Source organism: Pseudomonas sp. PS01301 (assembly GCF_029960215.1).
Classification (GTDB): domain Bacteria; phylum Pseudomonadota; class Gammaproteobacteria; order Pseudomonadales; family Pseudomonadaceae; genus Aquipseudomonas; species Aquipseudomonas coleopterorum.
In genome coordinates this window covers 41,121-55,522 of the sequence record NZ_JASCPM010000014.1, presented here as the reverse complement: position 1 = coordinate 55,522, position 14,402 = coordinate 41,121, and the positions used below count along the sequence as shown (strand labels likewise).

The following is a 14,402-nucleotide window of genomic DNA, read 5'->3' as shown; positions in this document are numbered from 1 at the left end:
ATGAATGCTTATTTGGGACTCGAACGATATTGGATCTATGCGGCGGCTGCCTGCTGCAATGCAGCCATGGCACGCTCTCGGGCCGACTTCTTGCGCACGTTGCTGTCAACGACCCCACCGTTTTCAGCCTGGATGTAATGCACGTTCTCCAGGAAGCCGAAACCGATCGAGTCCCACAGGTCGGGCGACTTGAGGCCTTCGCCCCGCATGTCCTCTTTGCTCACTATGCGAAAGCGCGCCATTTCGTCGAAGAAGTAGGGAATCCGTGAGCCCTGATCGAGCAGGTCTTTCATCTGAGGGCGAATGAAGGACACACGGTTTTGCTCGACAGCAAATTTCAGGTGTACCAGGCACTGCGCGCGCAGGTCTTTGAACCGCTCCTTGTACTCTTTGCGAAAGCAGGGATTGCCCCAGTAGATTTTGACCAGGTTCGGGATTTCCAGGCGCTCCAGCAGCTTGAGGAACTGCACACCCTGGCCGCCACAGTCCACCGCGATAGTGCAGTTCGATAGCTGACGGGCAGCTTCGGCCACGCGGCCAGCCGAATCGGTCCAGTCCAGGCCCGCCGTATAGATGGGAATGTCCATGACGTCCATGCGCCGGGGCTCCAGGGCCTCGGGGCCGCCGAAACCGATCACGCGGGCATGCACGGCTACGGTCTTGTCTCGATACATGCCGGCGCCCACGTCCACCAACAGCAGATTGCCGTAGGGTTCGTGCTCGCCGATCACGCGCGGGGCATCGATGCGCCGCTCGATGGCGGCACGGCCCAACAGATAGCGGTCGCTGTTTTCCGGGAACCGCCCTTGCACCTTGACCTGGTACTCGGTGGATTCCTTGCCGCCGTACTCCAGGATCTTGTCGGCGATGAACTTGTCCGAAACGATCGGCGATTCTTCGGAGTTCATCACCATGTTGTTCCATGGGCCGTTGTTCTCCGCCGACAGGCCATGGTGCGTTTCGTAGAAAAAGCCCGAGGAGCGAGTGGGCTGCGAACACATGATCCAGCGGTTACGCGCATCGGTCAGTGCGCCGCTGATCACCTTGAGGTTGGGATCAGGGATACCCGAGGCCTCGTCCGCCATCCACAGCAGGTAGTTGTTGTGGGTACCGGCCATGCCTTCGGGCGAGCCTCGCGGTGCGGTACGGCACATGATGAACCAGCGCATGCTGGCGCCTTTGACGTAGACCTTTTTCGCCTTGATTTCGAAGTAGTCAGCAATCCAGGCGTGCGGGCCCGCCTCGATGTGTTCCTTGATGGTGCTGAGCTCTTTCCAGACACCCTCCTGCAGGGTGGCCAGCTTGGGCGCGGTCAGGTAGGTGTTGGAGTCGGCATAGCACAGCAGGTGCCACAGGGCTCCGGTAGCGAGCGCTCGTGTCTTGCCGGTACCGTGACCGGACGAAACCGTGGTCCGTGAGCCAAAGGGGGCGAGGCTGTCGAATAGATCGATCTGCTGCCAAGTTACCTGCAGTCCGCATACTTCGATGGCGAACCGGGTAGGGTCGAAGGCGTAGGCGAGACAGAAATTTTCCCACCTGGGGTCGGCGGTAAGGGCTTTGATCTTTTTTGGCATGGCCTGGCAGCAGGGTCGATTAACACGTAATCCACCCTACCGCCTCACGCCGAGGGCTCAGGCCGCGACTTTCCGAGAAAAATGGCCGCCATTCAGACTTTTAGGGACCGGCTCAGGGCTCCCTTCATGCGCTAGAATCTGCGCACTAATCGAGGAGTGGTCATGAAAACAAGGATTTTCGCTTTAGCACTGTGCGCTACGGCTTTAGTAGCCTGCGATGCAGGGGCTGGAACAGTAGAAGGGCAGACCCTATCGACGGATGCGGCGGCCAAGACAGCGGATAAACCAGACTTTGCCGGTGTCTCGTTCAGAATGAATAAATCAGATTTTGAGCGTGAGGGGTACATCTGCAAAGACAGTACGAAGGACGGGGCAACCTTCACAAATTGCAAGAACTTCGATATCAAAGCATCGGTCTTCGGGCAAGACGTCAAAGGGGTCTCAGTAGGCTTTCGGGAGGGCGCGGACACTCCTTTCAGAATAGCGACAGAACTCCCGGTGGAATATGCAAATTCCGCCAAAAGAACTGCGTTCACGTCGCGTATCAGCGAGTACTACACGAGCCTTTCTGATCAGGATATGGACTCAGAAGCGGTGGAGCTCAGGCGCTGGAAGCGCAGCGATGGTGCGATGCTCCAACTGACCGCTATCAAGGGCATTCCTGGAATGATTCAACCAAGTATCACCATCCAAATGTTTGCCGCAGGCGATAGCTCCAGCGGCAAGTGATAAGTCGGTGAAATAGCCGGTGAGCAGCAGGCGCACATGCTGCCCACCGGGGTAAGCCATGACCCTTTCAGCTAATGGACTCAGGCCGCGACTTTCTTGGCCTCGCGATACAGGCGCATCGCCTCGGCCTCGCAGAACAAGCACCAGCTGCGAAAGTGTCCCTGGGAAGGAATGAAACTGAAAAACGCGGTATCCATTGGCAGCCACTCCTGGCAGCGGCCGCATAGCTTTTCATAGCCTCCCTCGGGGTGGCGGCGACGGTTGTGCTCAGGCCAGCGCCGCGCCAGCTCGCGCCTGTTGCGCCTGGCCATGGCGTAGCCGATCACTGACGGGCCTTCTTGAAGGCATTGGCCATGACTGAGCCCTGGGCTTGAGCCTCCTGCAGCTTATCCAGGCATAGCTGGTGGGCGGTCATGCACTCCTGCTCCTCGAACAGCCCGAAATGGCACTGCGCAAGCGACTTGCCCATCGCCTTTGCAAGCCACTTGTAGGCCTGGGTACGGCCCAGCTGACGACCGCGCCACAGCTGCTCGAACGGCTTTTTGCAGTCGTTGCGCACATCACGCAGCGCTGCATCGGCAAGCGTGCCCAAAGGCAGATTGGTCGTGGGGTGCATGCCTACGCGCGCCTCACAGTCCTCACAGCGGTACACCCACGGCCAATCCCCATAGGTACGCCCGCGATAGATGGCTCGGTGGTGGGTGATGGCTACCACACCGTTGCAGTAGCGGCAGGCGGTGGGTACCGGCAAAGGGTTTGGTACTCGCGCAATGGCCTTGGGACAGGGGGTCCAAGGCGTGACGACAGGGGCGCACGCCTCGCGCAGGCTCGGGTCAAGCGGCTGATCAGCGGGCAGGCCGTAATGCAGGGCCAGTTCGGCATCGGTCAGGTTCAGATTCATTGGGCGCACCTTGATGGTGAAAACATCTTGAGTAGGCGTAGGTGGGCGCTCTGCGACTTGGAGAAGCAGCCAGCGCAGCGATGCCGCACCTTCTTGTCATTGAGGTAATTGGCCGATTTCTTGACCTCGGTACCGCAGCTGCAACGGCACAGCCAGGTAGAGCAGTAGTCGCTGGGGCGGTGCGTCAGCTTGCACACCAGGGTCAGCTGTCCCAGGCGCAAGCCTGGGATTAAACGGCTGGGCTTGGGCATGGCTCGGGCTCCTCGCGGCTGTCGTGGGGCAGGCGGGTGGCGCGGCGGTCAGCAACCGCTGTCAGCACCATTTCCACCACGAGCTCGACCTGGGGGGAATTGGCCGGCAAGCTCAGCCACTGGCTTACGGCATGTGCGGCAGCGATCTGATCGCTGGCCAGCAAATGCCCCTCGGCGCTCTTGGCGCGCTGGCGCCAGTACCGCGCTCGCTCCAAGGCTTCATTGAGCTGGTTGTCGCTGGCGTCCAGCTGGCGCTCGATGCCTCGCCAGATGATTTCGAGCAGCTGCTGGGCGCTCTGATAGTCGGCGGTGAAGGCATCGGCACCCAGGGCGCTGGCCAGCTCGCGCAGGCCGTCCTCGAACTCCTGCAGCTGCTCAAACAGCTGCTGGATGGTGGTCACGTTGCTGGCAGCCTCGACATAGATATCGCGGGCCTCGGCCCAGCTGTCCGTGTCCTCGCTGTCCACCAGGCGGGCATAAATTTCGGCCAGGCGCTTGAGCTCCAGCACGAGCGGTGCAGGGGCGGTAGGCGAATTACAGGCAGCCGGGGGCTGACCCACGAATGTAGGGATGTTGTTCACGGATAGGGTCCTTGCTAAAGCAGGTAGTCAGCGCGTGCGATGGCGGCCGCGCTTGGCGTGCTTGTTGCGGAAGTCAGGCGACCAGATAGGCGGCTGCAGAGCCGGCTCCTTTACACGCAAGGGCAGGCAATCGAAGGCGCGCAGAGTTGCCACGTCCGGGAGCGCGCTCACCGGATCCGACAGCTGCTCGAACAGCTCGTCAGTGATCCGAACGAACTGCAGATCGGGCCGCTCCGGCCCGCGCGGGATGCCCACCAGCAGGGTCTTGGGCAAATGCTGGCCGCTACCGATGACGATCACGGTGCGCTCAGCGCCACGCTCAGCCAGATCAATGCCCAAATGGGCCGACGCCTGCTCAAGAGTGCTCATAGTGTCGGGCGGTACCGAGTCGAGCAGGGCGCGGATCAGTGCGTAATCTGCGATGTGCATGCGCCACGCTCCTCGGCAAACTTGGCCGCCGGCAGATCAGCCTCGGCATTGACCTGCACGATCAGGGCCTTGGCTTTAAGGGCGGCAGCAGTATCGCCACTCTCTGCCAGCAGCTCGTTCAGGGCCTGCAGGAGCGCGTCGCGGTGCCCGTGGTAGCGCTTACATGCCACCCGCGTGCTGTCGTAGTTCTCGCGCAGATCCTCGGCCAGGTACTGGAAATGGTCGTGAGGAACATAGGGCGAGGGCACCACGTTGATGACCACCTCGATTGGCTCCATACCGGCCTTTTCGTCGATTTCCCTGCAGCGAGCGATGGTGGCCTTGGCGACTTCCTCGGCGTGCTCTTTGTCCAGCATCGGCCAGATTTCGGAAGCGCCCACGCAGTGCATGGCCCACAGCTGATCGCTGGGCTGCTGCAGGACGTGACTGAGCGAGCCGAGCAGCTGGCGATCGGTAGCCAGGTTTGCAGGCTCACCCTTTTCCAAGGTGTCTGCGATGTGTGTCAGCATCGAGCGCAGCACGGTGACCGTCTCAGGCGCTGGATCCGGCGCGTTGACGGCGAACAGGGCAGCGGTGATAGGGTCAATGCGATCGCCTACGTTAAGCGTTGTCATGCGGCCTCCTGCAGCGCGGCCTTGCGCGCGTGTTCTTCCTGGACTTCCTGAATCTGGCCGGTAGCTGCGAGCAGCGCATTGAGCGAGCGGATAGTCAGAGCGACGGTCTGATCGCCCAGGGCGCTCTCGCCGCTCCTGTAGCGTGCTACAAGCGCTTTCACATCATCCGGCACCTCACGGGCCACCCGATTCGCAGCCGTGGCTAAATCGCGCGCCAGGGGCTTAGGCAGCACGGGCAGCGCCTGGCCAGCCAGCTTGGCCACAGCGGCAGCCTTGAGGGTGGTGCGGGTTACACGCGATTTACCTTGGGCCTGCGCTTCGGCCAGGCTCTGGCGAATCACCTCGCCGCTGTTCTCCCGGTGCGTGCGCACCAGATCCACGGCGGTGTCGGCCGCGATCACGCCATCGATGATCTGCAGCTTGACCTCTTGAGGTGCGTCGGCCAGCACCAGCAGGCGCTCGACCTGCTGACGAGTAACGCCGGCGCCCTGGGCGATCTGCTCATGGGTCAGGCCGTCGTTGACGTAAAGGTCGTGGTAGAGGTCGGCAGCTTCCAACGGGTCGAGCGGTTCCTGCTTGTTGCTGCTGGCGATACGCATCTTGCGGTCCACCGCACTGCCCGAAAACGGCCGGAACGGCACCAGCTGCATCGGATAGCCTTGTTCCTGCAGCAGGAGCAAGGCGCGGGTGCGGCGATGGCCTTCCACGATCACCACGCCGCCATTGAGGTCGGGGTGGGGATAGGCTTCGAGTTGGGGTAGGTACTGGGTCAGATCGCGCAGCTTTTTCTCGCCGCGCGCCGCCGCCTCGGGGCAGATCAGCCAGGCAGCCAGGCGGGCAATGCTTTCCTGCAGCTTCGGCCCTTCACGACGCTTGTTGAACGCCGGGTCGATGTGAATGTTCGCCAGGGCAATGAACATACCCTTGTCGGTACGGGTGATCATGCGGGTCTTGAGCATCGCCGCGATGGTGTTTTTGCTCATGCCCCCACTCCCAGCAGCTTGTTGGCCTTGCGCTGGCGCTTGAGCGCAGCACGCTCGATCGCCTGTTCGTCCACGGTGCGATTAGCCTGGCGGTTCATGTCGGCATGCAGGCGGCGCACCTGGTCCATGCGGGCGCTGTTGCTGGTCTGGTCACGCTGCAGATCCGCCTCCTGCTTGTCGTTGGTCATGGAGACCATGAGCATGCCCAGGGTCATACCAAGCTTCTCGTTGTTGCCTGGGCGAGCGGCAGCGGCGGCGGCCAGCTGCTGGGCGCGCGATTCAGCGGTGGCGGTGACGACGGCGATACCTACGGCATTGGTCAGTTTCATGCGAAATCCTTTGTGCTTGAAGCGGCCGCCACGCGGGCGGCCTTGAGAGATTGATCAGGCCGCCAGGCTGGCGCGGTCCACGAAGTAGCGCGGGTTATCGCTTTCGCCATTGAGCTGCATGGCCACCACACGGTCCTGCAGCTGCGCCAGGACAACGCCCAGCCTGTAAACGAGGCGTGCGCCCTTCATTTCGCACACGTCTAAAAACTTGTCCTTGGTGCAGGGGAGGACACGCGTGCTGGGGTGAACCTTGGCGGCGGCAGCCGGGAAGCATTCGCCGGTTTGGTTCAGGTAGCGCTTAATGGCGGCGCGGCACTGAGCGCTGGTGATGGCGGGTTTGGTACGCAGTTGAAACGGGCTGTTTCGGTTCATTCGATGCACTCCGGTATCGAGAGGGTGACGCCCCACACGCTGCAGGGCTGGCGTTGCGGTGTTGCTCAGGAAAAGCGCGCCTTGTACTTGGCGGCGCTCATGAACTTGCCATCGACGTAGATCCGAGCTGGAAACTGGTTGAACAGCTTTCCCTTGCCTGAAACGTTGATGATCATGCTTTGCTCAATGCGCACCTCGGCGCCGTCGCGCTTGCCGGTGATGCGGTATTGGTGATTGGTGACGTCCTGCACCTGGCCATCTTCCAGTTCGCCCAGCTTCTCCTGGATCTTGGCCTGCCAGGCCTCGACCACCAGCCCTGCCTGCTTGTCTGCAAACCGGGCCAGCGCCTCCTCGTTCAGCTCCCACTCAAACACATCGCGGCCATGGACCTTCTCGCCGGTTGGCACGCGCTTGCACACCGGGCGGACTGTCTCGTCCCACACGCGGTAGCACACTGAATTGGCAACCTCTTGCATGGACTTGCCCAGCTTTTTAACGAGCTGGTCGTACTGGTAGCGCACCAGGTGGGCCGCCATTTGGGCGACCTCTGGACGCTTGGCTTGCAGCGCTTGCGTGATGTTCATGTGGATTTCTTCCCGGCTGTCGTTTGCGGGGAGAATCCTAACCGTTTGCGATATTTAATGTAAAGCATTTGATATAGATTTATTAATGCAAACGGTATTGAGCTAGGCGAAGGGCCGCACCGCGACAATCAGCCATTGGCTATCGGGATGGCTGAGCGCGCAGTTTTGGCGTGCGCCTGCACACTGGCCAGGCTTGTCGAGCACGTCCTTGGCCAGCACACCGACTACATCGCCCGCAAGCGACGGAACCCACACGAAAACCGCTGTCGGGCTCGAAGGGTCTCCAGTGGAGACGAGCCCCATAGCCCAGCAGGGCGCACCATCCCAGCTCAAGGCATCGGGCAAGTGACTTTCATCGGCCTGGCGCGCCATCAGATCCACCTGCTGCTCCTCGGCCTCGGTCCATGGCTGGTCCTGGGCGACGGACTTTTGCAGCATGTCGATTCGCCGAGTAATGGACTGAACGGCGCCCTGTAAGCGCTCCACTTGGCTTCCACCAGACGCTAGCAGCTGCGCAAGGGCGTACTGGGTTGCCCCACTGCAGTCGGCCACGTCAAACATCTCGCAGATGCGGTAGGCGTCCGACGTGCCTTGGCGCTCAAGGATTTCAATAGGGGAGAGGTGTAGGCGAGGCATGGCTTTCTGTCCTGGGGTCGGGAAGGATGCGAGCCGTCAAGGTAACGGCCCGCCGGCGCGCCATTGCGGCGCACTTTCCCAATCACCCGCCAAACGCTAGGCGGGCTTGGTCTTACTCAAGTGCTTCTTGTAGACCGCCATTGCCGGCACGGCCTTGGTGTAGTCGTTGCCAGGCGCCTGGATCGTGGTTTGCGAGGTGAAACCCTGGCCCGAGGCCCATACTGCGCCGTAGACCAGGTAGCGGTCGAGCAGCGTGAGGAAGGTCTCCATGTCGGCCAGATAGTTCTTGGCGCTGTCTCCACTGTCAGGCGGTATGCCGTATTCACCGATGAATACGCGAATACCTTTCTTCTTGGCCCACTGCAGGACCGGCTCCACCTCGCCCACCATCCGCGCACGGGTCTCGGCGGTCCAGTCACCGGATCCTGGCGGGTAGGAGCCAGAGTGATCGGTGTCGAAGTAGTAGTGCATGGAAAGCATGGTGCGATCGGACGGGTCATGCCACCACACCTCGGGCAGGCGACCCACGTTGCGCAGGAACTCATGCACGCCTGCGAAGCGGTCCATTTCGACCAGGATCCAGCTCGTGGAATCGACCTTTCGAATGGCATCGATACCGGCCTGCATCATCATCGAGCAGGTGGAGTACTGGCCCAGGAACGCGACGTTGGTTTTCTCGCGCAGGCGAGGTCCAGGCGTGATGTTGAAATAGCGGAAATCACCGACGCCTGTGTCGCCCATGTTGAACAGGCGGATGAATACCCTGGTGTCCTCGGGACCAGTGGTAAACGTGCCCGTAGTGCGCTGCCAGGTGCCTTCCGAGTCGTTGATGTTGAACTGGGCAAGCATCGTACCGGCCTTGCCGTAGGCGTCACCGGTGTTGATGTGGATCACCGGCCCTCGGCCGCTGGTGACCTTGTAATTGCGCTCCACCGAGAAGGCATAGACGGTGTTGGGCTCGACCTCATAACCCTGGGTGAACGAGTTCGCCGTGGTGAAGTTGTCGTACTGACCCTGGCGGCCGATCATGTGCAGCATGTAGCCGTCGGCGCGCTCGGGGTCGGCAACGATCGAATAGACGTTACCGTCGAGCGTCCAGTTGTCAGTGAAAGCGCCATCAAAACAGGGGTTGATGACCACCTGCACCTGCTTGACGTTGGTGTTGTAGCTCCAGGGCGATTGCGGCACAGGCATGCTGTGCGGCTCGTTCATGATGTCGTAGCCGAACAGGGCGCTGTTGAGGCTGTAACGCTCTGCCAGGCGCCGCCACAGGTCGCCCAGGGCCTCATAGGGCACAGTGGGACTGCCAACCGGGTAACGCACACCCTCAATGTTGTAGGCGCCGTAGTTATGGCAGTCGAGCAGGATGCGCATGTTGAGCTGTTTGGCGAAGGTGAACGCCTTATCGATGTAGCTCACATACACAGGGTCCAGATCGCCCATCAGATCCGGCTGCACCCGCTCCCACAGGAACGGCATACGCACCACGGTAAAGCCCTGGGCGGCCAGGTACTGCATGTCCACCAGCTTGGGCGCCTGGTAGTGCGTACCCTCGACGCCCGGAAGATCCTTTTCGGAACGCTCCAAACCCGACAAGGCCGAGCCGCGCTCGTAGGACCAGGCCTCGATCACCGGGTCAGTGCTGAAAATGCTGCCGTCCATGCGGCGCCAGTTGGTGGCGTCGCTGAGCACGGTGAAGGGCACCCCCTGGTCTGTACAAACGGCCAAGTGGTAGGGGAAGGAACGCGCCAGGTGGGTGGTCTTGAGCTCGGCCTTGGTTGCAATGCCCACGCGGCTGCCGGTGCCGGTACCCACTGCAGTGGTCAATTCGGCAATGACCCGATCGGTTGCGGTCTGCTTGGTGTTGACCGTCTCCTTGAAGGTGGCCAGGGCATCGGTGGCAGCTTTGTCGCCGGTACCAATGGCCGCCTTGAGCGCGTCCAGGGCGTCCTGCACTGTCATCAGGGCACCCTTAGCCCCAGCACCTGGCGTGACCGCGCCCAAGGTAGCGGCCGCCCCCTGTTTGGCAAGCTCGTCAGTCCTGGCGACCTTGAGCCGTTTTAATTCGTCGTTGAGCTCGACGTTCATTGCGTTCTCCATTGCACGGCCAGCACAGGCGGCCGTCCGAAAAATGCCAGTATCACGACGAAAAACAGCGCCATAAGGCGCTGCTTTCCGGGTCGCGTGTGACGTCGGCTTACGCCATGTGAGGAGCCATGACCGCCATGGCTGTAAGGTCAGCACCACCCACTGGCTGCACGGTGGTGATCGAGCTGAATTGCTGGCCAGCTGCGAACACCATCACGTCCATGCCGGCAGCGTCCCAACGCTGGAACAAAGATTTCCAGTCGGTGCGGTAGTTGATCGAGCTGGCGCTGCCATCGCTTGGCACGCCGGTTTCGCCCACAGCGATGCGGATGCCCTTCTCCTTGCCCCAGGCGTGGATTGGGTCCAGATCCTGCGCCTGGCGATCGCGGGTGGCCTGAGTCCACTCCGTGAGGTATTGGCCGGAATGGTCCTCGTCTAGGTAGTAGTGATACGACAGGTCGGTCTTGCCCAACGGATCGTTCCACCAGACGTCTGGCGAATCGCCGTACAGGCGCACGAAAGCGTGCGGGCCAGCAAAGGCTTCGGTTTCCAGCCAGATGCGATAGGTGCAGCCAGCGCCGCGCAGTGCATCGACCGCAGCACGGTGCATCAGCGAGGTGGTGGCGTACGGCAGGCCAGTGAACGCCGAACCGATGTACTTCACCACGTCCGCGCCTGGGGTGATGTTGATCTTGCGGTAGCGGTTGAGGCCCTTGCCGCCGTTGTCCAGGAAGCGCAGGTAGGTGCGAGCACCGCCGGCGGGCACAGTGAAGGCCACGGCAAGTCGGGTGTAGTCGGCTGCCGCGACGAAAGTGCCGCTGGCCAGGCTCGTGCCGCCATCGTTGCCGAACGGGTTTTTGGTGTTGATCTGCACCACACACGGATTGCCCGAGTCGATCTGCGCCTTGTACTCCAGCGTAAGGTTGTATTTGCCGGCCGGCAGCAAGATGCCGCTGGATTCGTCGTTGGACGTGGTGAAGTTGTCGTAGCCGCCGGCGGCACGCTGCTCGATGCAGAAACCACCGCTGCCATCGGCAACACGCGCGAAGGTACGGCCCAAGGTCCAGCCGCGAGTGCTCTTGGCGAAGTCGGGATTGAACAGGTACTGCAGTTCGGTCTTGCTCGGGTCGTAGTTGCCAGGCGTGGCGGCCACCGGCATGTTGATCGGCTCGTTACACACGTCGATGGCGTAGATCGCCGGATCGTTGCCGTAGCGCAGGTACATCTTGACCAGGTAGTCGGTCCAGGCCGCGATAGGCACCTGGGCGGTACCGATCTTGTAGACCACGCCGTCCACATAGCGGCCGCCGGATGCTTCGGCAGTGCCGTGGCACGGGTCGAGGATCAGTTTCAGGCCGCGAGCCTTGGCCATCGCCACGCAAGCGTCGATGTAGCCCATGTAGGTGGTATCGAGCTGGCCGTTGAGCTTGAGCTGTGCGCGCTCCCACAGCATGCCGATACGCGCCACAGTGCCGCCTTTGAGCTTGAGGTAGTCGAAGTCGGCCCCCACTGGTGGGTTGTAGTCCGTGCCAGCAACGCCAGGGATCTTGCCGGTACCGAACGATTCCAGACCCTGGATGTGCCAGCCGCGAACGCGAGCAACCGGGTCGGTAGTCAGGATCTGACGGCTGTAGACGCTCAGCCACTTACCGTTGAGGCTATAGGCGTAGGTAGCGGGCGATTCGGTGCCATCGGACACCATCACCACCTGGCCGATGTGATCGGCTGCCAGGTAGGTGGTGGCGAGCTCTGCGAGGGTCTTGGAAGGGTAGCCGCCCAGGCTGATCAGTTCGAACGAGGCGCCGAAAAACGGACCTTCGTAGGCGGGGCGCGTCAGGGTGAAAGTGCCAGGGCCTTCGATGACCTTGGTGCGGTCAAAGCCCTTGAGGCGGCCGCGATTGATTTTGTAGTCACCATCGATCTGATGGATCTCGAAACGGGTGGCCTGGGGCAGGGCGACCCCATCGTCGATCGAGTAGATCGAAAGGCGCGCGCCTTGGCCCGAACCCAAGACAATCGTTTGAGAAACAGCCTGGGAGTTACCCGGCTGCAGAAGTGCCTTAAAGGCCATCTATGTACTCCGTGAATCATTACTAGGAAAGGAGTACATAGCGTATTGGGGGCTAGGAAGGCTCTACGGGGCCATATTCCGAATATGGCTTTTTGCATATGGCTTTGCATTTCGAACGGCTATCATTTCATCAAAATCTAGGGATAGTCGCATGTTATTTCAAAAATCTAAGTGTTTCTTTTTTGTTGTTAGGTACTACCCAAATAAAAATCTTGAAGCACTTAAATAGAATCATCAAAGGTTTGTAGGCTTGGGAGCCAAGCACCAGCCTACTAACGCAGCACTACGACATTCGAAAATAGCTTTAGCAGTTTAAATTGCCTTCATGTAAGCATCAAATGGCGTGTAAGATTTACATGTGACCAACCTCTCCAGTCTTGTATTAGCCGCTATTTTCTTATTGTGTGCAGTATTCATGTAGATCTTCTTGCAGCTCTGCTGGACAAGCTTTTGCAAGTATTCCTTTGGTGACTTGATTGATTCGGCATGAGGAATCTTTTTAATCATCCCACTTGCCGGAATTGAAAAGGTTATTTTGATAGCATCTAGATCGGTCAAAAGCCATGCTTCCAGCTCCTCGGTAGGAATTATAACCAACGCTGGCGGCGTTCCGGGAGCTGCAAGCTTATTGTTCAGCTCTGCGCGCAATAGTGATTCATTGTTACGATCTAGATCGTGGAATATTATAATATGATCGCATCCGCTCTTTTTCAGGTTTACGGCCCATGCCTGACATTTTGATTTAAGCTTGCCACAACCTTGCCCCACAAACTGCTTGACAGAAAACTCGGAAGAATGAAGATATTTCTCTATAAGTACTTTTATAACATCGACGTCACTTTTATCTTCTGCTATTATACCAAATCTCGTAGCCATTAAAGATCTCCATGCTTCCAATACTCACCAAGCCCGCCTTCATTGGCAAGATAGTCTTTCAAAGCATTCAGCTCGTCAAAATTCAATCCTTGCCTAACGCTGGAAACTTTCGTTCCATCTTCACCTCTTATTACTTTAAATACAGATCTCATTTCAACCTTATCTAGAAGTTGGTCTGAGTGAGTGGAGATAATGATTTGTTTTTCTTGCGAGTAAATTTTGATCAGGTCTATCAGGTTATAAAGTAGGCCGTGATGCACGCAGACCTCTGGCTCCTCAATAAGCATCAGAGATCCATGATTAGTTATTATATAAAATATCAAAGCCAGTGCTTTGAAAGTCCCCTCGGAAAGTTGGCTTGGAGAAAGAGAGCTTTTTTGGATAATAAAGTTCGGAATGACTAGATTATTTTTCTTTTGTTTTGTACTTAATTTACCGCCAACCAACACCTTGTATATAGAAGAAGATGTTTCTACCTCTAAAAATGTTAGGTCATCAATTAAATAAGCACCATTACTACCTACGACGTCTATAAAATTTTGGTAGTCATCATCATTGGCTTTGTAGCTCATATACAGGTCATAAAGAAACTTCTTGTGGCCTGTTATAGAAATTACTCTACGGTTTCCCGACTCACTTTCTACTTCAAATGAGATCGGAGAAGTAGAAGGGTTTGTAAATACGGAAGCGCTGTAGTAAGTAATTTCACTAACAAATCCTGCGATTTCAGTAATTGCGGTTGTTAGCTTCCTCGCACTCTCAGGATCTACTATGTTCTTTGCAAAATAACCTACCACCGGATTTTGATAGCGCGTCCCAAAACTATAGGCATCCCCTAGAGCATTCAGTGGGAAAACTATCTTTTTCTTGGAGCCGGTTATGGAATAAGCATACCAAGTTTCAACGGCACCTTGGATTTCGTCCTCATTACGCTCGTTATTTACAAGATTTACTTTAGCCTCGTAGGTTATAGGATATCCATTCCAAATAAAAACCACCTTCAAGCCGCAAGCAATTGAGGATGTATCATGATAACTTCTGCGGTGACTAACATTTACAAGTTTAGTTAATAGCTGGAACGCCGAAAGGACGGTTGTTTTGCCACTACCATTTGGCCCAATCAAAACGGAAAGATCTTTGTTTGGGTAGAACTTAGTAGCGACACAGGATCTATAATTAGTTATTTCAATTTTTGTAATTTTTACATCACTCATTTATTTTCCTATAGGCGAAGATGACAGAAAATCTTTACGATCATGGCACAAAGCCTAGTCTAAAATACAGGCACCGTTACCCATACAGGACTATGAACAGGTGATACGTACTTTTACCGCGTTGAGTATCTGCCGCAAAGCCAAGAGCCTGGCGTAGGCGGTCCATCGCC

General features: G+C 58.1%; 17 protein-coding genes. 1 reads left to right on the top strand and 16 read right to left on the bottom strand.

The window, feature by feature from the left end; all coding sequences use genetic code 11:
- Positions 1-35: 35 nt before the first annotated feature.
- Entirely contained in the window at positions 36-1,574 is a 1,539-nt protein-coding gene (locus QMX89_RS09905; RefSeq protein ID WP_282347999.1) for a hypothetical protein, read from the bottom strand.
- A 162-nt stretch (positions 1,575-1,736) separates the two neighbouring features.
- Here QMX89_RS09905 and QMX89_RS09900 point away from each other — a divergent pair, with 162 nt between their 5' ends.
- A complete protein-coding gene (locus QMX89_RS09900; RefSeq protein WP_282347998.1) occupies positions 1,737-2,303 on the top strand; it encodes a hypothetical protein in 567 nt (188 codons plus the stop codon).
- 80 nt (positions 2,304-2,383) lie between these two features.
- Here QMX89_RS09900 and QMX89_RS09895 read toward each other — a convergent pair whose 3' ends face one another.
- From QMX89_RS09895 to QMX89_RS09825, 15 genes are all read right to left on the bottom strand, one after another.
- Entirely contained in the window at positions 2,384-2,629 is a 246-nt protein-coding gene (locus QMX89_RS09895; RefSeq protein WP_282347997.1) for a hypothetical protein, read from the bottom strand.
- Positions 2,626-3,204 (bottom strand): zinc-finger-containing protein, encoded by a 579-nt coding sequence (locus tag QMX89_RS09890; protein WP_282347996.1) that lies wholly within the window; start codon positions 3,202-3,204, stop codon positions 2,626-2,628. The genes QMX89_RS09895 and QMX89_RS09890 overlap by 4 nt, the downstream gene beginning before the upstream one ends.
- On the bottom strand, positions 3,201-3,455 hold the full coding sequence (locus QMX89_RS09885) for a hypothetical protein (protein ID WP_282347995.1): 255 nt from the start codon (positions 3,453-3,455) through the stop codon (positions 3,201-3,203). Before QMX89_RS09885 ends, QMX89_RS09890 begins: the two co-directional genes overlap by 4 nt.
- Entirely contained in the window at positions 3,434-4,036 is a 603-nt protein-coding gene (locus QMX89_RS09880) for a hypothetical protein (protein WP_282347994.1), read from the bottom strand. Before QMX89_RS09880 ends, QMX89_RS09885 begins: the two co-directional genes overlap by 22 nt.
- A gap of 27 nt (positions 4,037-4,063) precedes the next feature.
- Positions 4,064-4,465 carry a hypothetical protein gene (locus tag QMX89_RS09875; RefSeq protein ID WP_282347993.1) on the bottom strand — a complete coding sequence of 134 codons (402 nt, stop codon included), beginning with the start codon at positions 4,463-4,465 and terminating at the stop codon, positions 4,064-4,066.
- The gene (locus tag QMX89_RS09870; protein ID WP_282347992.1) at positions 4,441-5,079 is read right to left on the bottom strand and encodes a hypothetical protein; all 639 of its coding nucleotides are present in this window, start codon (positions 5,077-5,079) and stop codon (positions 4,441-4,443) included. The genes QMX89_RS09875 and QMX89_RS09870 overlap by 25 nt, the downstream gene beginning before the upstream one ends.
- Complete coding sequence (locus QMX89_RS09865; RefSeq protein WP_282347991.1) at positions 5,076-6,062, bottom strand: hypothetical protein; 987 nt, start codon at positions 6,060-6,062, stop codon at positions 5,076-5,078. The genes QMX89_RS09870 and QMX89_RS09865 overlap by 4 nt, the downstream gene beginning before the upstream one ends.
- A complete protein-coding gene (locus QMX89_RS09860; protein WP_282347989.1) occupies positions 6,059-6,391 on the bottom strand; it encodes a hypothetical protein in 333 nt (110 codons plus the stop codon). The genes QMX89_RS09865 and QMX89_RS09860 overlap by 4 nt, the downstream gene beginning before the upstream one ends.
- 54 nt (positions 6,392-6,445) lie before the next feature.
- Entirely contained in the window at positions 6,446-6,763 is a 318-nt protein-coding gene (locus QMX89_RS09855) for a hypothetical protein (RefSeq protein WP_282347988.1), read from the bottom strand.
- A 65-nt stretch (positions 6,764-6,828) separates the two neighbouring features.
- Complete coding sequence (locus QMX89_RS09850; RefSeq protein WP_282347987.1) at positions 6,829-7,347, bottom strand: hypothetical protein; 519 nt, start codon at positions 7,345-7,347, stop codon at positions 6,829-6,831.
- A gap of 102 nt (positions 7,348-7,449) precedes the next feature.
- On the bottom strand, positions 7,450-7,983 hold the full coding sequence (locus tag QMX89_RS09845) for a hypothetical protein (protein WP_282347986.1): 534 nt from the start codon (positions 7,981-7,983) through the stop codon (positions 7,450-7,452).
- A gap of 96 nt (positions 7,984-8,079) precedes the next feature.
- Complete coding sequence (locus QMX89_RS09840; protein ID WP_282347985.1) at positions 8,080-10,071, bottom strand: cellulase family glycosylhydrolase; 1,992 nt, start codon at positions 10,069-10,071, stop codon at positions 8,080-8,082.
- Positions 10,072-10,180: 109 nt separating this feature from the next.
- A complete protein-coding gene (locus tag QMX89_RS09835; protein ID WP_282347984.1) occupies positions 10,181-12,142 on the bottom strand; it encodes a cellulase family glycosylhydrolase in 1,962 nt (653 codons plus the stop codon).
- Positions 12,143-12,454: 312 nt separating this feature from the next.
- On the bottom strand, positions 12,455-13,018 hold the full coding sequence (locus QMX89_RS09830) for a DUF4276 family protein (protein ID WP_282347983.1): 564 nt from the start codon (positions 13,016-13,018) through the stop codon (positions 12,455-12,457).
- Positions 13,018-14,232, bottom strand: coding sequence for an ATP-binding protein (locus QMX89_RS09825; protein WP_282347982.1), 1,215 nt, complete (start codon positions 14,230-14,232; stop codon positions 13,018-13,020). Before QMX89_RS09825 ends, QMX89_RS09830 begins: the two co-directional genes overlap by 1 nt.
- Between the last annotated feature and the right edge of the window lie 170 nt (positions 14,233-14,402).